This is a genomic window from Xanthomonas chitinilytica, from assembly GCF_026107455.2.
GTDB classification, from domain to species: domain Bacteria; phylum Pseudomonadota; class Gammaproteobacteria; order Xanthomonadales; family Xanthomonadaceae; genus Stenotrophomonas; species Stenotrophomonas chitinilytica.
This window is the reverse complement of record NZ_JAPCHY010000001.1, coordinates 150,019-167,896: the sequence shown is the minus strand read 5'-3', so window position 1 is coordinate 167,896 and position 17,878 is coordinate 150,019. Positions and strand designations below refer to the sequence as shown.

At 68.5% G+C, this 17,878-nt stretch carries 14 protein-coding genes; 6 read left to right on the top strand and 8 right to left on the bottom strand.

Translation table 11 applies throughout. The features are described from left to right. Nucleotides 1–238: 238 nt before the first annotated feature. The 5 genes from OK345_RS00740 to yidD all read right to left on the bottom strand — a co-directional run bounded on the left by OK345_RS00740 (nt 239) and on the right by yidD (nt 6,844). Nucleotides 239–3,550 carry an autotransporter domain-containing protein gene (locus tag OK345_RS00740; RefSeq protein ID WP_265125315.1) on the bottom strand — a complete coding sequence of 1,104 codons (3,312 nt, stop codon included), beginning with the start codon at nt 3,548–3,550 and terminating at the stop codon, nt 239–241. Between the two features lie 324 nt (nt 3,551–3,874). Next, nucleotides 3,875–4,282, bottom strand: a complete 408-nt coding sequence (locus OK345_RS00735) for a hypothetical protein (RefSeq protein WP_265125313.1) — start codon at nt 4,280–4,282, stop codon at nt 3,875–3,877. Between the two features lie 93 nt (nt 4,283–4,375). Further along, nucleotides 4,376–5,227, bottom strand: a complete 852-nt coding sequence (locus OK345_RS00730; protein ID WP_265125311.1) for a M23 family metallopeptidase — start codon at nt 5,225–5,227, stop codon at nt 4,376–4,378. Beyond that, nucleotides 5,227–6,573, bottom strand: coding sequence for a dihydroorotase (locus OK345_RS00725; RefSeq protein ID WP_265125310.1), 1,347 nt, complete (start codon nt 6,571–6,573; stop codon nt 5,227–5,229). The genes OK345_RS00730 and OK345_RS00725 overlap by 1 nt, the downstream gene beginning before the upstream one ends. A 1-nt stretch (nt 6,574) precedes the next feature. After that, a complete protein-coding gene (gene yidD / locus OK345_RS00720; RefSeq protein WP_265126240.1) occupies nt 6,575–6,844 on the bottom strand; it encodes a membrane protein insertion efficiency factor YidD in 270 nt (89 codons plus the stop codon). 260 nt (nt 6,845–7,104) lie between these two features. Here yidD and dksA point away from each other — a divergent pair, with 260 nt between their 5' ends. From dksA to OK345_RS00705, 3 genes are all read left to right on the top strand, one after another. Continuing rightward, the gene (dksA, locus tag OK345_RS00715) at nt 7,105–8,247 is read left to right on the top strand and encodes an RNA polymerase-binding protein DksA (RefSeq protein WP_265125308.1); all 1,143 of its coding nucleotides are present in this window, start codon (nt 7,105–7,107) and stop codon (nt 8,245–8,247) included. Between the two features lie 213 nt (nt 8,248–8,460). Next, entirely contained in the window at nt 8,461–9,342 is an 882-nt protein-coding gene (locus OK345_RS00710; RefSeq protein ID WP_265125306.1) for a DUF72 domain-containing protein, read from the top strand. A 145-nt stretch (nt 9,343–9,487) separates the two neighbouring features. Next, nucleotides 9,488–11,344, top strand: coding sequence for a DUF262 domain-containing protein (locus OK345_RS00705; RefSeq protein WP_265125304.1), 1,857 nt, complete (start codon nt 9,488–9,490; stop codon nt 11,342–11,344). A 51-nt stretch (nt 11,345–11,395) separates the two neighbouring features. On the opposite strand, the gene OK345_RS00700 is transcribed toward OK345_RS00705, so the two are convergent. The 3 genes from OK345_RS00700 to cysS all read right to left on the bottom strand — a co-directional run bounded on the left by OK345_RS00700 (nt 11,396) and on the right by cysS (nt 14,567). Next, nucleotides 11,396–12,643, bottom strand: coding sequence for an MFS transporter (locus OK345_RS00700; protein WP_265125302.1), 1,248 nt, complete (start codon nt 12,641–12,643; stop codon nt 11,396–11,398). Next, nucleotides 12,640–13,077: a SufE family protein gene (locus OK345_RS00695; RefSeq protein ID WP_265125300.1), complete on the bottom strand. Its 438-nt coding sequence runs from the start codon at nt 13,075–13,077 to the stop codon at nt 12,640–12,642. The genes OK345_RS00700 and OK345_RS00695 overlap by 4 nt, the downstream gene beginning before the upstream one ends. Nucleotides 13,078–13,193: 116 nt before the next feature. After that, a complete protein-coding gene (gene cysS, locus OK345_RS00690) occupies nt 13,194–14,567 on the bottom strand; it encodes a cysteine--tRNA ligase (protein WP_265125298.1) in 1,374 nt (457 codons plus the stop codon). Nucleotides 14,568–14,722: 155 nt separating this feature from the next. Between cysS and OK345_RS00685 the strand changes: the two genes are divergently transcribed. From OK345_RS00685 to OK345_RS00675, 3 genes are all read left to right on the top strand, one after another. After that, on the top strand, nt 14,723–15,298 hold the full coding sequence (locus OK345_RS00685) for a hypothetical protein (RefSeq protein WP_265125296.1): 576 nt from the start codon (nt 14,723–14,725) through the stop codon (nt 15,296–15,298). Nucleotides 15,299–15,603: 305 nt separating this feature from the next. After that, nucleotides 15,604–16,614, top strand: a complete 1,011-nt coding sequence (locus tag OK345_RS00680; RefSeq protein ID WP_265125294.1) for an N-acetylornithine carbamoyltransferase — start codon at nt 15,604–15,606, stop codon at nt 16,612–16,614. A 28-nt stretch (nt 16,615–16,642) separates the two neighbouring features. Next, nucleotides 16,643–17,836, top strand: coding sequence for an argininosuccinate synthase (locus tag OK345_RS00675; protein WP_265125292.1), 1,194 nt, complete (start codon nt 16,643–16,645; stop codon nt 17,834–17,836). Nucleotides 17,837–17,878: the final 42 nt, after the last annotated feature.

Genomic DNA, 17,878 nt, shown 5'->3' with positions numbered 1-17,878 from the left:
GGTGCCGGCCCTTCCAGCAACGGCTGGCCGCCGGACTGTTGCAATGCGCCCATTGCCGGCAGTCGACCATCGTGCGTGTACGTGGGCGGTGCCTTGCTGGTGACGACCGCGCGCCGCAGGCGCGAAGCCGATGCCGCGGAACCGGCTTGGCGGCTCCGCAGCGCGATCGCATGTCGTACGGTGGGATTGCGTTCCCCGATGGCTGCGGGCGGGGCTGTGCCCGCCCGCAGCGTCGTCGTCAGAACCTCAGGGAGAACCGGGCGCCGAGACCATGGTCGCGGCTCTGGTCCGACAGCACGCCGCTGTAGTTGATTTCCAGCAGGCTGTTGGCCGAGGTGCGTGCGGCGATTCCGAGTTCGGCCAGTACGCCTTCGTCGGTGATCGCCGGACTGGTCACGGTGAAGTCCGGGCTGCCGTCCAGCGAGAGCCGCGCCGAGCGGACCTGGTCGCCGCCGGCATGGCGGTAGCCGAGGTTGCCGCGCAGGCTCAGCCAGGTCTGCTCCTGGCTCGAGCCGCGGAGATCGACATTGGCTCGCACGCCGGCGGTGAACAGGTCGGTGCGGGCCTCGGCAGCGCGGCCTTCCAGTGCGGTCAGCGCACCGCTTTCGCGGAAACCGTCGCTGTCGAGCCGGACGTGGGCGTACTGGAGGTACGGCTCCAGTGCCCAGGCCTGGCCGCCGAAGCGGTAGCCGAGGTCGGCGAAGGCCTGCCATGCGGTGGCGTCGTAGCGGCTGCGGTGCTGGGCGCTGTAGCCGGTGAACGCGGCCGTGCGCTCGACATCCACCTGGTGCCAGGTATGGGCGTAGCCGGTGCGCACACCGAATCCACCCCAGCTCTGGCCGGCATGGATGCCCAGGTGACGGGTGTCGCTGTCGCCCTTGGTGCCGCGTTCGTTGGTCCGGAAGTCGGTGCGACCGATGCCGCCGAACGCACCGACCCGCCAGCCGCCGTCGAACTGGCGGTCGACGCCGAGCAGCGTCGCATGCCCGTCGTGGCTGGTACGGGCGGCATTGCCGTCGCCGGCGATGCGTCCGCCCTGGTGGTGGACTTCGATCCACGCACCGGTGGCGGCATCCGGATCGTGCTGGCCGGTGAAGGCATCGTGGCCATTGCCGGCACGTGCCAGCGCCGCATCGCGGACCAGGCGGCTGCTGTCGAGCAGGACCTGCTGGGCGCTGGCATGGGCTTCGCCGGAAAGCTGGTCGAACGCCTCCTGGGCCTGCGTCGCGCTCAGCTGGGTCAGCTGGGCCAGCAGGGCGCTGTCGTCGGTCAGGCCATCCAGCGCCGCCGCCGTGGCGAGCTGGTTCGCGCTCTGGGCAGCGCTGGCGAGCGCGGCGCCACGGGCCACCTGCACGTCGATCGCGTTGGCCGAGCCGAGCAGCGACAGCGACAGGAACGGCGACAGCCCGCTGCTATCGATCGACGAGAACGCGCCGGTCACGCCACCGTCGGCCGAAAGGATGCGGTACTGCTGGCCGAGGACGTAGCTGTCGCCCAGGCTGCTGGCCACCAGGGTGCCGCCGAGCAGGGTGGCGGTGCCGGTGACATGCAGCAGGTCGGCCTGGTCCGGTGGCAGCAATTCGGCGACCAGGCGGGCGTCGGCGGTCTGGGTGTAGTCGCCGTCGATGGTCAGCGTACCGATCGAATTGCCCGGAGCGATGGTGCCGGCCACCCAGGTGTCGCCGAGGGTGCCGCTGCCGCCGAGGACGCCATTGGCCTCGACCCTGGTCGATGCCCCGGATACCCGGCCATTGACCACGGCCAGGCCGCCGGACACGGTGAGGGCGCTGCCCGCCAGGCTGCCGTTGACCAGCAAGGTTCCGCCTTCCACGTCGACGTCGCCGGCGAGCGTATTGCTGCCGGCGAATTCCAGCAGGCCCTGGGTGACGGTGGCGCCGCCGAAGCTGTTGTCGCCCGACAGCAGCAACCAGCCGGCCCCGGACTTGGTCAGCCGGCCGGGGCCGCCGATGTCGTTGCTCCAATCGTCCCAGGCATCGCCCTGCCAGACCTTGTTGCCGCCGGCGGCGCTGTTCATCACCACTTCGGTATCGACCCGCAGCTGGCCGTAGCCTTCGATGGCCTTCTCGAGGTTCAGCAGGCCCCAGCCGTAGATGTCGTCCACCCCGGGTGCGCCGATGTCGGTGGCGGTGGTCAGCATCACGTCGCGGACCTGGGCGCCGGTCAGGTACGGGAAGCGCTCGAACAGCAGGCCCAGCGCGCCGGTGACGTGCGGGGTGGCCATCGAGGTGCCGGAATAGTCCGCATAGGCGGGGATGCCCTCGCGACCCTCGAATTCGTAGCGCAGGTTGCCGTTGTCGTCGACGACCAGCGTGCCCTGCAGGTTGTCGCCGACCTCCAGCACGCTGGAGGTGATGTTGCTGCCCGGCGCGGCGATGCACCACTGCGCGCTGATGCCGCACTTCATCGAGCGGTTGCTCAGCGTCAGGTTCTCGTCGAGGTTGACCACGCTGACCCAGTACTGCTCGATGTCGGGGAAAATCGACGGCAGCGTGGCCGGCGCGGTGGGCTGCGGACTGGCCGAGGGCGTGGGGATGACGGAAGCGGTGTTGCCGGCGGCGACCACCTGGATCATCCCGGAGTTGCGCGAGGCGTCGGCCATCGCGGTGAAGGTCGCGGCGATATCCGGGATGCCCATCAGCAAGTCGTGGTACATCTCGGCGATTTCAGGCGAATTGGCGGTATAGGTGTAGCCCCAGCTGTGGTTCATCGCGCGCACGCCCTGGGCGATCGCCTGGTCGTACATGTGGGCGAAGGCGGTGCTGTCGGCCGAGGTGCCGTAGCTGTCGCACTGGTTGTTGAAGATGCAGGGGGCGTCGACGATCGTCAGGCTGTCGTTGAACAGCCGCGCCGAACTCAGGTCCGCGCCGAAGGCCACGCCATGCATGCCGCTGCCATCGCGGTTGGCGGCGATGGTGCCGGCCACGTGGGTGCCGTGGCTGTTGAAGTCGAAGAAGGTGTTGCCCCACAGATGGTCGTTGGCCGGATTGGGGAAATACGCCGCCAGCGAGGGATCGTAGTACTCGCCGTCGAGCGCGGCCTTGTCGCCTTCCGAATAGAAACAGGCGTCCGGACCGGCGAGCACCGAGCTGTCGGCGCAGCGGCTGCCGTCGGCCAGCAGTTCGGCCATGGTGAGGCTGCGATGGTCCTTGCCGGCGAATTCCGGGTGGTCGAGGGCGGCACCGGAGTCCAGCAGGCTCAGACGGATGCCGGCACCGCTCAGGCCGCGGGCATAGGCGTGGTGGGCGTTGATGACTTCCAGCCCCCAGTCGGCCTGGAACTCCTCGGTGATCCACGCCGAGGGATCGTTGGGCGAAGCCGGGGTATCGGCGGCGGAAGCGCTTGGGAGAGTGGTCTGCCCAGCACGGGCGACGGGCTGCCAGCGGTGGCTGAAACCATAGCCGCGCACCGGGTCGAACGACGGGCGGGCGGCGGGAACTTCTTCCTGCGATTCGAATGCCGTGGCGACGGCCCGGCGGATCTCGTCATCGACTCCATTGTCCAGGGCCAGCGCGACAGGCGCTGCGATCAAGGCCAACAACCCGCTTGCGATGGCGGTCGCCATGGGAGAGCGAGGGGAAACACGGCGACGGCGCAAAGCGGTAGGACGAAGCGATTCTTTCATGCAGGATCCTGATGTCGATGGAATGGGAACGTTCGGCACTGGCATGCGTGCCATGCCGAGCAGATAAACGTAACCTTAACCGCGAGCCCTTAACAAGGGCGCGGTATTCCCCGCCACGGACAACACAGGTAAGAGCGGCGCTCGCGATGCGTCCGGTATTTCCGGGCAGTTTTCGCATGCGCTTGCCGCGGAGGCGCGGTGCACCTCGAGAGTGGATTGCCGGTGATGCCTTTATTCGCCGACGGGCGGGAGCACCGTGATGCGAAGTACGAACGGCGCGGTATGCGTAGGCCGATGGACCAGCAGCCGATACTCGCCAGCTGCGGCAGGAGCCTGGAGCCGGAAGTGTCCATCGGGGCCGGTCGCGAACCGTTGTCCGAACGCTTCGACGATGCTGTTGCCGGGGACGTGTCCGTCCAGCGGCAGGCCGGCTTCCACCTGCAGCGGAATCCGTATCTGGCTGCCCGGTTGCATCTCCCCGGGCGAGCCCCGCCCGGGCGGGGCGTCATCGTGCATGTCGGGTGCTGCGGGGCGATGGGGTTGCGGGGGAGGCGGAATCCGCTCCGTCTGGCTGCCATGCGTGGCGCAGCCGTATGGCATCGCCACCAGCAGCAACAATGCATGGCCGAGCCTGTTCACCCGAGTCTTTCCCGAGCGGATACCGGCGCACGCGTCATGCCTGCACCGGGCGGGAATCCGGCAGCTGCGGGCGTGGACGGCGACAGGCATGTGTCATCGCCCCCGCTCCAGTACCAGCAGCGGGTCGATGCGCACGTCGAACCAGTTCATCCCCCAGTGCAGGTGCGGCCCGGTCGCGCGGCCGGTGGCGCCGACCGCGGCGATCACCTGGCCCTGTTCCACGCGGTCGCCGACCTTCACGTCGATCCGCGACAGGTGCAGGAAGTTGGAGCTGATGCCGAAGCCGTGGTCGAGCAGCAGGGTGCCGCCGGTCAGGTACAGGTCCGGGTTGGCGAAGGTCACCACGCCGGCGGCCGGTGCCTTGACCGGGGTGCCGGTGGGCACGGCGATATCCATGCCGGAGTGGCCGGCGCCGGGTTGGCCGTTGTAGACGCGGGCATTGCCGAAGCGGCCGCTGATGCGGCCCTGCACCGGCCAGATGAAGGTCTGGGCGAAGTCGGTACGGGCATCGTCGCGGAGGCGCGCGGCGGTGACCTGGGCCTGTTCGCGCTTGACCCGCTCGGCGATCGCCGGTGGCGGGTTCACGGTCTTGGGCGGCACGCCGTTGACGCGCTCCACCGGCCAGTCGCGCGGAGTCACCGCGATGCGGACCGTTTCGCTGCCGCCATCGGGCCGTTGCACCTGGACCTGCAGCGGGCCTTTCTCGTCGCGGCCGACACCGAACACGACACTGCCATAGCCGCTCACGCGCAGCGACCGGTTGGCATGGCGGACGGTGCTGCCCGGCGGCACCTTGCCGACCACCATCGCGCCCTGCGAGGCGCTGGCCGGAAACACGATGCGGTTGTCGACCAGGTCGCCGATCGGATCCTGCGCGGCGGCCGCTGCCAGGGGCGCGCCACCGGCCATGGCCAGCAGCATGCCGAAGACCAGGGCGCGTGGCATCAGCGATCGAAGGTCAGGCGCTGGCCGTTGGCGGGGCCGAGCAGTTGGCTGCCGTCCCAGGCCAGCTGGCCATTGATCCAGGTCGAGGCGATGCGTGAGCGGAAGGTGGTGCCTTCGAACGGCGACCAGCCGCACTTGGACAGCACGTCCTCGCGCCTGACCGTGAACGGCACGTCCTCCACCAGCACCAGGTCGGCCCAGTAGCCCTCGCGCAGGAAGCCGCGCTGGCTGACGTCGAACAGCTGCGCCGGCGCATGCGCGAACTTCTGCACCACCTGCGCCATGCCCAGCTTGCCCTCGTGCACCAGTTCCAGCGCGGCGACCAGTGCGTACTGCACCAGCGGCAGGCCGGACGGGGCCTGTGCGTAGGGCTTCTGCTTCTCTTCCCAGGTATGCGGGGCGTGGTCGGTGGCCAGCACGTCGATCACGTCCTCGGCCAGGGCGCGGGTCAGCGCCTCGCGGTCGCTGGCGTCCTTGATCGCCGGGTTGCACTTGATCAGGTTGCCCAGCCGCGCATAGTCGCCGCGGTCGAAGCGCAGGAAGTGGATGCAGGTCTCGGCGGTGATCTGCTTGCGGCTGCCGTCGGCGCGGACCAGCGGGCCGCGCTCGAACAGCGCCAGCTCGTCGGCGGTGGAGATGTGCAGCACGTGCAGCCGGGTGCCGTGCTTCTTCGCCAGCGATACCGCCAGTTCCGACGATTTCAGGCAGGCCTGGCGCGAGCGGATGTCCGGATGCTGTTCGGCGCTGAGGGCATCGCCGTACTTCTCGACGAATGCCTTCATGTTGGCGTCGATCATCGGCGTGTCTTCGCAGTGGGTGATGATCGGCGTCGGCGCGTCGCGGAAGATCGCGTCCAGCGTGGCCGGGTTGTCCACCAGCATGTTGCCGGTGGACGCGCCCATGAACACCTTGATGCCCGGCGCGGTCTTCGGGTCCAGTTTCTGGATGTGCGCCAGGTTGTCGTTGCTGGCGCCCATGTAGAAGCCGTAGTTGGCGCGCGCGCGGCCGGCGGCGAGGTCGTACTTGGCCTGCAGCGCCTCGGCGTTCAGGGTGGGCGGGTTGGTGTTGGGCATGTCCATGAAGCTGGTCAGGCCGCCGGCCACGGCGGCGGCCGATTCGCTGGCGATGTCGCCCTTGTGGGTCAGCCCGGGTTCGCGGAAATGCACCTGGTCGTCGATCATCCCGGGCAGCAGCCAGCGGCCGCCGGCGTCCACCACCGGCTCGCCGGCGCGACCTTCGAGACGGGAGGCGATCTGGCCGATGCGGCCGTCCTCGATCCGAAGGTCGGCTTCGACCTCGCGCCCCTCGTTGACCAGCCGGGCGTTGACGATAAGCGTGGAGGACATCTCAGTGTTTTCCTGTGCAGCGGCAAGAGGGAGAGGAGGGATCGGGCACCGGGTCGAAGCCGCCGGGGTGCAGCGGATGGCAGCGTCCCAGGCGGCGCGCGGCCAACCAGCTGCCGCGCAGCGGCCCATGGCGGCCGATGGCTTCCATCGCGTATTCAGAGCAGCTGGGCACGAAGCGGCACCGCGGCCCCAGCAGGGGGCTGATGAAGCGCTTGTACAGGCGCAGCGCGGCGATGAGGAGGCGGCCGATCACCCCCGAATCATAAGCCAGTTGGCATCGCGGCTGTATTTGGCGCAGGATGGCTGGACGGCGCCGGCCGATTGGCGACAATCCCCGGCCCGGCCAGGGGCAGTGCGTGCCCCTGGTTACGTTCCGAACTGCGCATGACGGTCCGGCGACGCCATTGGACCGATTCCGCGCCGATCCGGCTTCCGTTCATACGGGGCGGTCGACGCGGTTGCTGCTGCTGGTCGGGTAGGCTATAAAGGCCCGCTTTCCCGGGCCCCGGGGGAACCAAGGAAGAGCGTTTCGTGGCTGCTAAAAAACCTGCAAAGAAGGCCGTCAAGGCCGCCAAGAAAACCGCCAAGCCTGTTGCGAAGAAGGCTGCGGCCAAGTCCGTCGCCAAGAAGCCGGTCGCCAAGCCGGCGAAGAAGGCGGTGGCCAAGCAACCGGTTGCCAAGAAGGTGCCCGCAAAGAAGACGCCTGTCGGCAAAACGGCCGCGAAGAAGGCCGCGCCGGCAGTGAAGAAGCCCGTGAAAAAGGCGGCCAAACCGGTAGCCAAGTCCGCACCGAAGAAGGTCGCCAAGCCCGCCGTCAAGAAAGTGGTCAAGCAGGCCGCCAAGCCTGTCGCCAAGAAGGTGGTCAAGCAGGTCGCCAAACCTGTCGCCAAGAAGGCCGCCGGCAAGCCGGCCGTCGCCAAGGCAACCAAGCAGCCTGCCGCCAAGCCCGTAGTCAAGTCCGCACCGAAACCGGCGTCCAAGCCGGCGCCGGCCAAGTCTGTCCCGGCCAAGGCCGCCCCGTCAGTCGCAGCACCGGCCACCAGGCCGGCTGCCGCCAAACCGACGACCGCGTCCAAGGCCCCGCAACTCAAGAATCCCGTGCCTGTTTCGAAATCCCACGCAAAAACCCCCGCCGCCGTCATTCCGAAGGCCGTGTCGCGGCCGGTCGGCAAGGTCGCCGTCGCCGTGACCGCCCGTTCGACCGCTCCCGCGCCGCGCAGCAAGTACAAGGTGGTGGAATACAAGACCGATGAGGCCACCGGCCGCCCGATCCTGCCCGTTGGCTACAAGCCCAGCGCGGACGAGGAGTACATGAGCGTGCTGCAGCAGGAGTACTTCCGCCAGCGCCTGTTGCAGTGGCGTGCCGACCTGGTCGAGGAGTCGAAGCAGACCATCGAGAACCTGCGCGACGAAGTGCGTGACATCGGCGACGAGGCCGAGCGCGCCACCCGCGAGACCGAGAACTCGCTGGAACTGCGCACCCGCGACCGCTACCGCAAGCTGATCGGCAAGATCGACAGCACGCTCAAGCGCCTGGACGCCGGCGACTATGGCTACTGCGTGGACACCGGCGAGGAGATCGGCCTGGAGCGCCTGGAAGCGCGCCTGACCGCCGAGCGCACCATCGATGCGCAGGAACGCTGGGAACACCTGCAGAAGCAGCAGGGCGACTGAAGCCCGCGCAGCTTCCGGCCCGATGCGAAACCCCGCGCCCAGGCGCGGGGTTTTTTCTTGGCGACTGTGTGGAGCGGTCGGCGCGACGGGAACGGAACCTCCCCCGCAGGCCGGGGAGCCGGCCCTCATCGCCGCGACATCCGGCAAGGCGGCCGAACGGTTCCCGCGCATGCAGCCGAAATCATAGACTCGCGGTCTCCGGTCTTTACCCGCATGCCCGATTTGAACTCCGCCGTCGACAGCCTGCCTTATCGTCTCGGCTGCCCGTCGTGGAACGAGCCGGCCTGGCGCGGCGGTTTCTATCCCGCCGGCCTGCGCCCGGCCGACAGCCTCGGCCACTACGTGCAGGTGTTCAACGCGGTGGAGGGCAACACCACCTTCCACGCGCGCCCGGCGCCGGCCACCGTGCAGCGCTGGGCCGGAACGATGCCGGAAGGCTTCCGCTTCTGCGCCAAGCTGCCGCGCGACATCAGCCACGAGGGCGACCTGCGCGAGCGGGTGGACGCCACCGAGGCCTTTCTCGACCTGCTGGCACCGCTCGGCACGCGGCTGGCGCCGCTGTGGCTGCAGTTGCCGGCCGGTTTCGGCCCGGAGCGCCTTGGCGAACTGTCGGCGTGGCTGGATCGTTTCGCCGCGCGCGAGCTGGCGGTGGAGGTGCGGCATCCGGCCTTCTTCGCCCGCGGCGAGGAGGAGCGGGCGCTCAACCGCCTGCTGCACGCGCGCGGGGTCGAGCGCATCTGCCTGGATTCGCGCGCGCTGTTCGCCTGCGCCGCGGACGATCCGGCGGTGGCGCACGCGCAGGCGAAGAAGCCCCGCCTGCCGGTGCGCGCGGCCGCGTTCAGTCGCAGCCCGCAGGTGCGTTTCATCGGCGGCCCCGACCTGGACGCCAACCAGGCCTGGCTCGAACCCTGGCGGGACAAGGTCGTCGCCTGGATCGAGGAGGGACGCACGCCGCATGTCTTCCTGCATACCCCGGACAACCGACTGGCTGCCGAACAGGCATTGCGCTTCCACGCCCTGCTGCGGGCGCGCCTGCCCGGGCTGCCGGAATTGCGGGCGCCGTTGCCGGCAGCGGTGCAGCCGGATCTGTTCTGAGCGGTGCCGCCGCCAAGACGGGTTTTAGCGGATACTTTCCGGTCTTCGTACCTGTGACCTGCAGGTTGGAAACCGGCGTGAGTGTCGGCTGGTCCGGCATGCCGCCGGGCAGCGGACGGGACGACATCCGGATTCAGGGGGAGCGATGAAGACGATCGACGGCAAGGCGCGCACCATCAGCGAGATCCTCAAGGGCAAACGCTACGGTATCGATTACTACCAGCGCGAATACCGCTGGCAACGCAAGCAGGCCAAGGAGCTGATCGACGATCTGACCGACCAGTTCCTGCAGTGGCACCGGCCCGGCAACCCGCGTGGTGCGGTGGAGAAGTACGGCAACTATTTCCTGGGTTCGATCATCCTCAGCGAGCGCGATGGGCAGAAGTACATCGTCGATGGCCAGCAGCGCTTGACCACCATCACCCTGCTGCTGCTTCTGCTGCACCGTCGGCAGGGCGAGCGCAGGGACCGGGTGGCGCTGGAAGAGCTGATCTACTCCGAGCGCTTCGGGGAGAAGGCCTTCAATATCGCGGTGGAGGATCGGCGCACGATCATGTCGGCGTTGTTCAGCGGCGAGTTGCCCGACACCAGCGCGGCGTCGGAATCGGTGCAGACCATCGTCGCCCGGTACCAGGACCTGGAAGAGTTGCTGCAGGAGCAGGCCGAGGAGATCGACGAAGCGGCGCTGCCGTACTTCTGCGACTGGCTGACCGAGAAGGTGTACCTGATCGAGATCAGCGCCGCTTCCGACGAGGATGCCTACACCATCTTCGAGACCATGAATGATCGTGGCCTGTCGCTGACGCCGCTGGACATGCTCAAGGGCTATCTGCTGGCCAACATCGGCGACATCGGCCAGCGCAACGAGGCGGCGCGACTGTGGCGCGAACGTATCGAGGCGCTGCGCAAGCTGGGCAAGGACGAGGACACCGATGCGGTCAAGGCCTGGCTGCGCGCGCGCTATGCCGACAGCGTGCGCGAGCGGCGCAGCGGTTCGGAAAACAAGGATTTCGAACGCATCGGCACCGAGTTCCACCGCTGGCTGGGCGACCACGCCGAGCAGCTGGGATTGAAAAATGGCGCGGATTTCTTCCGCTTCGTCAGCGAGGACATGGTGTTCTACACGCGGCAGTACGAGTGCATCCGCAAGGCATCGCTGGCGCCGGTGGAAGGGCTGGAGCCGGTGTACCACGTCGCGGCCTTCAACTTCAGCCTGCAGTATCCGCTGCTGCTGGCGCCGCTGCGGATCACCGACGCGCCCGAGGTCGTTGCCCGCAAGATCCGGGCGGTGGCGGTGTTCCTTGATATCCTGCTGGCGCGCCGCGCGGTCAACTACCTGAGCATGACCTACGGCGCGATGTCCTATGCCGCGTTCCTGATCATGCGCGATATCCGTGGGCTGGAGCCGGTGGCGTTGGTGGAAGTCCTGGCCAGGCGCCTGGAAGAACAGGGATGCACCTTCGACGGCACCGCGGACGGCCGCCGCAACGGTTTCGATGGCTTCGGCCTCAACCAGTGGTCCAAACGCTACATCAAGGTGCTGCTGGCGCGGATGACCGCCCACCTGGAGGCGGCTTCGGGCATGGACAGCCACGCGGCCAAGTACCTGGTCGAAGGGCGCGGGCGCTACGAGATCGAGCACATCTGGGCCGACCATTACTCGCGCCACAGGGACGAGTTCGCTTCGCAGGCCGACTTCTCCGACTACCGCAACCGGTTCGGCGACCTGTTGCTGTTGCCCAAGAGCTTCAATGCCAGCTATGGCGATCTGCCGTATGCAAAGAAGCGCCGGCACTATGTCAGCCAGAACCTGCTGGCCTGGTCGCTGCATGAGCAGTGCTACGAACGCAATCCGGGTTTCCTGGCCTACATCAAGCGGGAAGACCTGCCGTTCAGGTCGTTGGAGGAATTCCGCAAGGCCGACCTGGACGAGCGCCACGCCCTGTACCGGCAGCTCGCCGACCGGGTATGGGATCCGGCAAGACTGGCGGCGGAAGCGTAAGGGGGACGACGGCGCGGGAAGCGCCCGCAGGAAACCCGCGCGCAGGCGCGATCATTGCAGGTCGCGCAGGTTCAGCCGTCGCAGCGTGGGGTTCTTCCAGGCGGTGACGGCGGCCACGCCCAGTACCGCGCAGCCGCCGATCACCACGGCCGGCACCAGCCCCAGCAGCCGTGCCATGGTGCCGGCGTAGAACGCGCCCAGTTCGTTGGAGGAGCTGATGAAGATGCCGTTGATCGACGACACCCGGCCGCGCATCTCGTCCGGCGTGGCCAACTGCAGGATGGTGGAGCGCACCACCACCGAGACGCCGTCGAACGCGCCGTAGAACAGCAGGATCGCCGCCGACAGCCAGAAGCTCTGCGACAGCCCGAAGCCGATCACGCACAACCCGAAGCCGGCCACCGCGAACAGCAGCACCCGCCCGGCGTTGCGCTGCAGCGGCCGCCGCGCCAGCCACAGGCCGACGCATACCGAGCCCAGTGCCGGCGCCGCGCGCAGGATGCCCAGGCCTTCCGGGCCGTAATGCAGGATTTCCTTGATGAAGGCCGGCAGCATCGCCACCACGCCGCCCAGCAGCACCGAGAACATGTCCAGCGCCATGGCCCCGAGCATGATCTGGTTGGACAGCACGAAGCGGGCGCCCTCGGCGATGCTGGAGAAGATCGGCGCGCGGGTGGCCGGCGGTGCCGGTTCCGCCACCCGCAGCGTCGCCAGTGCCGCCAGCGCCACCAGCGCGGCGCCGGCGGCCACGGCATAGGACAGGCTCTTGCCGCCCCAGGCCACCAGTACGCCGCCCAGGGCCGGGCCGGCGACCATGCCGGTCTGGAACACCACGCTGCCGAAGCCGGCGCCACGGGCGAACTGGCCGCGCGCCAGTACCCGCGCGAACAGCGCGTTGTAGATCGGCGCCAGGAACGCCCGCACCATGCCGGTCAGGGCGATGGCGGCATAGATCGGCCACACCCCGTGGACTGGCAGCCAGCCGGCCGCCACGCCCACCAGGATGCCGGCGGTGGCCGCCAGCCCCAGGCAGGCGACCATGCCCAGGCGGCGGCGCGGCAGGTGGTCGACCAGGTAGCCGGCGAACGGCGCCACGCAGAAGTACGGCAGTACCTCGGCCAGGCCGATCAGGCCCAGCGAGAACGGGTTGCGGGTGATCTCGTAGATGTGCCAGCCCACCGTGACCGCGACGATCTGGTAGGACAGCATCGCGCTGATGCGGTACAGCAGCAGCTTCACGAAGCCGGGCTGGGCCAGCAGCGGGCCCGGTGCGTCGGTGCTGGCGGGAGTGGCGGTCACTGCTGCGACTGCGCGGTGTCCCGGATGAAGGCCAGCATCGACGCCAGTCCGTTGCTGCGGGTCGGCGACAGGTGCCTGGACAGGCCGATGGCGGCGACGTAGTCGGGCGCGGTGGCCAGGATCTCGGCGGCCGGGCGCCCGGAATAGACGCGCAGCGCCAGGAAGATCAGCCCGGAGACGATGGCCGAGTCGCTGATCGCATGGAAGGTGAGCTGGTCGGCGTTGCCTTCCGGGACGATCCACACCATCGACTGGCAGCCGTGCAGGCGGTGCTCCTCGGTCTTCCACTCCTCGGGGAAGGCGGGCAGCTTGCGGCCGAGGTCGATCAGGTACTGGTAGCGCTCGGACCAGTCGCCGAAGAACGAGAATTCCTCGGCGATCGCGGCCTGGGCCTCGGCGGCGGTGGGTTCGAGCGGGAAGGGGGAGTCGGTCACGTCGTTCTCGGTTGTTTCGTGGAAGCCGCCCCAGGGGAGCGTGGCGACTCCGGATCGTGCGTCCGGCCATCCACGGCCGGGGCAGTCAGCGCAGCGGAGGGCCGGTTGGGGGCGTGCTAGGCGCGTTTCCTCACCCAGCGTACGCCCTGCGGCGTGTCCTCGAGCACGATGCCCTCGGCGTCCAGCTGATCGCGGATGGCGTCGGCCCGCGCGAAGTCGCGCGATTTCTTGGCCGCGGCGCGCTCGTCGATCAGGCCCTGGATGCGGGCATCGTCGTCGCTGCTGGCGCCGCGGTTGAACCAGTCGGCGGGCGCCTGCTGCAGCAGGCCCAGCGCCAGGCCGGCGCCGAGCAGCCCGGCCTTCAGCCGCGCCTTGTCGGCGGCGGTTTCCGCCTTGCGCGCCTCGCCGGCGATGCGGGCCAGCTCGGCCAGCGCCTGCGGGGTGTTGAGGTCGTCGTCCAGCGCGTTCTCGATTTCGGCCGGAATCGTGGCGACGGCCTCGATGTCCGCCAGCTCGCGCAGCGTGCCGTAGAGCCGGTCCAGGGTGCGCACCGACTGCTCGATCAGCGCGTCGGACCAGTCCAGCGGCTGCCGGTAGTGCGCCGACAGCAGCGCGTAGCGCAGCGCCTCCGGCGGGTGCTTGCGCACCAGGTCGTGCACGCGTTCGATGTTGCCGATCGACTTGCTCATCTTGGCGCCGCCGAAGTTGAGCATGCCGTTGTGCAGCCAGAACCGGGCGAAGGTCCGCCCGCCGTGGGCGCATTCGCTCTGCGCGATCTCGTTCTCGTGGTGCGGGAACTGCAGGTCGACGCCGCCGGCGTGGATGTCGATGGTCTCGCCCAGGTGCGCGGCGGCCATCGCCGAGCACTCGATGTGCCAGCCCGGGCGGCCGCGGCCCCAGGGCGAATCCCAGCCCGGCAGGTCGTCGGAGGAGGGCTTCCACAGCACGAAATCGCCGGCATCGCGCTTGTACGGCGCCACTTCCACCCGCGCGCCGGCCAGCATCTCCTCCGGATCGCGCCGCGAAAGCTTGCCGTAGTCGCCGAAGCTGGCCACCGAGAACAGCACGTGGCCTTCGGCGGCATAGGCGTGGCCGCTTTCGATCAGCCGCCCGATCATGGCGACGATCTGCGGGATGTGCGCGGTGGCTTCCGGCTCGATGTCCGGCGGGGCCACGCCCAGCGCCGCCATGTCCTCGCGATAGGCGGCGGCGAAGCGGTCGGTGATGGCCGAGATCGGCACGCCCTGCTCGGCGGCGGCGGCGTTGATCTTGTCGTCCACGTCGGTGATGTTGCGGGCGTAGCGCAGGGCGCCGTAGCGCCGCCGCAGCAGCGCCGCCAGCACCCCGAACACCACCGGGCCGCGGGCGTTGCCGATGTGGACGTAGTTGTAGACCGTGGGTCCGCACACGTACATGGTGGGGCTGGCCGGGTCGAGCGGGGCGAACGGCTCGAGCTGCCGCGTCAGGTTGTTGTGCAGGCGCAGGGTCATCGTCGGTCGGGGGGATGGCGAACCTCGGGATTCTACCGGCCCGGCCGCCCGCCGGCACGCCCGGGCTGGGCAGGGGGCCGCCGGAAGGGTAATGTTCAGCCGCTTGCGGGCACGGATGCCTACACTACCCGCCATTGTCAGACTGTCTGGTGCCGATGAATCCCGTTCTGCTGTTGTTGCTGGCTTGCCTGCTTGCATGCGTTGCATCGCCGACCGCGGCCCAGGACCAGCACCAGGAGCCGGACCTGCGCAACCGGGTCGTCATCGTCGAGAACGTCCGCTTCGACTACGCGCAGGTGCTCAACGTCGAGCCGGTGTTCCAGGTGTTGCGCGCCACGCGCACCGAGGAGCACTGCGAGCCGGTGTCCACGCGCACGCTGGCCCCGGTGCGGGTGACGGCCGAGGAGGAGAAGGGGCGCTTCAGCCGCTTCATGGACTCGGTCAAGAGCATCTTCGGCCGCCGTGTCGAGGACGAGGTGCTGGCCGAGCGGGAAGCCGCGGCATTGGCGGTGAGTCCCGGCAACACCACGCTGCTGACGCCCGACTGCCGGGTCGTCGAGGTCGGGCGCGAGTTCCGCCGGCCCATCGCCTACGACGTGGACTACGTCTACAAGGGCACCAAGTACCGCTCGCGGCTGCCCGAGGACCCCGGCAACCGGCTGCGGCTGCGGGTGTCGGTGACCCCCGACCTGACCGACGACGACGGCGAAGCCGCGGCGATCACGCCCTGACCGCTTGCGCGCGTCCCTTGCGCATGCGACCATCGCCGGCCATGAAATCGAACAGCTTCCAGCTTGGTACCAGCGCCGCCCGGATGGCTTCCGGCATGACGTCCCGTGCCCGCCGACCGGAACCCCACATCCTCGCTGGGTAACCGGAGCTTCGTGCTGTCTGTTCGGAAAACCCAGCCCAGGCTGGGTTTTTTCGTTTCCGCTTTCCGAAAAAGTTTCATCTGAACGTTTTCCAAGGTAGCCCCCGCGCATCCGCGCATTCCCCGCCGGCAACGGCGGCCCCCCACGCAGCAAAGGATCGATCGATGTCCCTGAAGCACTTCCTGAACACCCAGGACTGGAGCCGTACCGACCTGGATGCCCTGCTGACCCAGGCGGCGCTGTTCAAGCGCAACAAGCTGGGCGACGAGCTCAAGGGCAAGTCGATCGCGCTGGTGTTCTTCAATCCGTCCATGCGCACCCGCACCAGCTTCGAGCTGGGCGCGTTCCAGCTGGGCGGGCATGCGGTGGTGCTGCAGCCGGGCAAGGATGCGTGGCCGATCGAATTCAACCTGGGCACGGTGATGGACGGCGACACCGAGGAGCACATCGCCGAGGTGGCGCGCGTGCTCGGCCGCTACGTCGACCTGATCGGCGTGCGCGCCTTCCCGAAGTTCGTGGACTGGGCCTACGACCGCCAGGACATCGTGCTGAAGTCGTTCGCCAGGTATTCGCCGGTGCCGGTCATCAACATGGAGACCATCACCCATCCGTGCCAGGAGCTGGCGCACATCCTGGCGCTGCAGGAGCACTTCGGCACCAGCGATCTGCGCGGCAAGAAATACGTGCTGACCTGGACCTACCACCCCAAGCCGCTCAATACCGCGGTGGCCAATTCGGCGCTGACCATCGCCACCCGCATGGGCATGGACGTGACCCTGCTGTGCCCGACCGAGCAGTACCTCCTCGACGAGCGCTACATGGGCTGGGCTGCGCAGAACGTCGCCGAGAGCGGCGGCTCGCTGACCGTCAGCCACGATATCGAAAGCGCCTACGCCGGTGCCGACGTGGTCTACGCCAAGAGCTGGGGCGCGCTGCCGTTCTTCGGCAACTGGGAGCCGGAGAAGCCGATCCGCGACCAGTACAGGCACTTCATGGTCGACGAGGCCAAGATGGCGCTGACCAACAACGGCGTGTTCAGCCACTGCCTGCCGCTGCGCCGCAACGTCAAGGCCAACGACGGGGTGATGGATTCGCCGCAATGCATCGCCATCGACGAGGCCGAGAACCGCCTGCACGTGCAGAAGGCGATCATGGCCGCGCTGGCCTCGCAGTAATTCCCCCACTTCACATCGGACATCCCCCATGAGCAACAAAGACATCGTGCTGGCCTTTTCCGGCGGACTCGACACCAGCTTCTGCGTGCCCTACCTGCAGGAGCGCGGCTGGAACGTGCATACCGTATTCGCCGACACCGGCGGCGTGGACGCCGAGGAGCGCGACATCATCGAGAAGCGCGCCGCCGAACTGGGCGTGGCCAGCCACGTCACCGTCGACGGCGGCCCGGCGATCTGGGAAGGCTTCGTCAAGCCCTTCGTGTGGGCCGGCGAGGGCTACCAGGGCCAGTACCCACTGCTGGTGTCCGACCGCTACCTGATCGTCGACGCCGCGATCAAGCGCGCCGCCGAGCTGGGCACCAACGCCATCGCCCACGGCTGCACCGGCATGGGCAACGACCAGGTGCGCTTCGACCTGGCGGTGAAGGCACTGGGCGATTACCAGATCGTCGCCCCGATCCGCGAGATCCAGAAGGAACACACCCAGACCCGCGCCTACGAGCAGAAGTACCTGGAAGAGCGCGGTTTCGGCGTGCGCGCCAAGCAGAAGGCCTACACCATCAACGAGAACCTGCTGGGCGTGACCATGTCCGGCGGCGAGATCGACCGCTGGGAAACCCCGGGCGAGGGCGCGCGCGGCTGGTGCGCGCCGCGCAGCGCGTGGCCGCTGGAGCCGCTGACCGTGACCCTGAAGTTCGTCGAGGGCGAAGCCGTCGAACTGGACGGCAAGGCGCTGCCGGGCGAGCAGATCCTGGCCAGGCTCAACAAGCTGTTCGCCCCGTACGGCGTCGGTCGCGGCGTCTACACCGGCGACACCGTGATCGGTCTGAAGGGCCGCATCGTGTTCGAGGCGCCGGGGCTGGTCTCGCTGCTGGCCGCGCACCGCGCGCTGGAGGACGCGGTGCTGACCAAGCAGCAGAACCGCTTCAAGCCGGACGTGGCGCGCAAGTGGGTGGAGCTGGTGTACGAGGGCTTCTACCACGACCCGCTGAAGACCGACATCGAGGCGTTCCTGAAATCCTCGCAGGCCAAGGTCAACGGCGAGGTGGTGCTGGAGACCCGCGGCGGCCGCGTCGACGCGGTGGCGGTGAAGTCGCCGCACCTGCTCAACGCCAAGGGCGCGACCTACGCGCAGTCGGCCGACTGGGGCGTGGAGGAGGCCGAGGGCTTCATCAAGCTGTTCGGGATGAGCTCGACGCTGTACGCGCAGGTCAACCGCTGAGACCCGAAGCCGTCGTCCCCGCCCGCGCGGGGGCGACGTTGG

Coding starts and splice junctions, on each gene's coding strand:
- OK345_RS00730 (WP_265125311.1), bottom strand. CDS start 5,227: ATGCCACGCGCCCTGGTCTTCGGCATGCTGCTGGCCATGGCCGGTGGC.
- OK345_RS00710 (WP_265125306.1), top strand. CDS start 8,461: ATGCCCGATTTGAACTCCGCCGTCGACAGCCTGCCTTATCGTCTCGGC.
- OK345_RS00675 (WP_265125292.1), top strand. CDS start 16,643: ATGAGCAACAAAGACATCGTGCTGGCCTTTTCCGGCGGACTCGACACC.
- OK345_RS00705 (WP_265125304.1), top strand. CDS start 9,488: ATGAAGACGATCGACGGCAAGGCGCGCACCATCAGCGAGATCCTCAAG.
- OK345_RS00680 (WP_265125294.1), top strand. CDS start 15,604: ATGTCCCTGAAGCACTTCCTGAACACCCAGGACTGGAGCCGTACCGAC.
- OK345_RS00685 (WP_265125296.1), top strand. CDS start 14,723: ATGAATCCCGTTCTGCTGTTGTTGCTGGCTTGCCTGCTTGCATGCGTT.
- cysS (WP_265125298.1), bottom strand. CDS start 14,567: ATGACCCTGCGCCTGCACAACAACCTGACGCGGCAGCTCGAGCCGTTC.
- OK345_RS00725 (WP_265125310.1), bottom strand. CDS start 6,573: ATGTCCTCCACGCTTATCGTCAACGCCCGGCTGGTCAACGAGGGGCGC.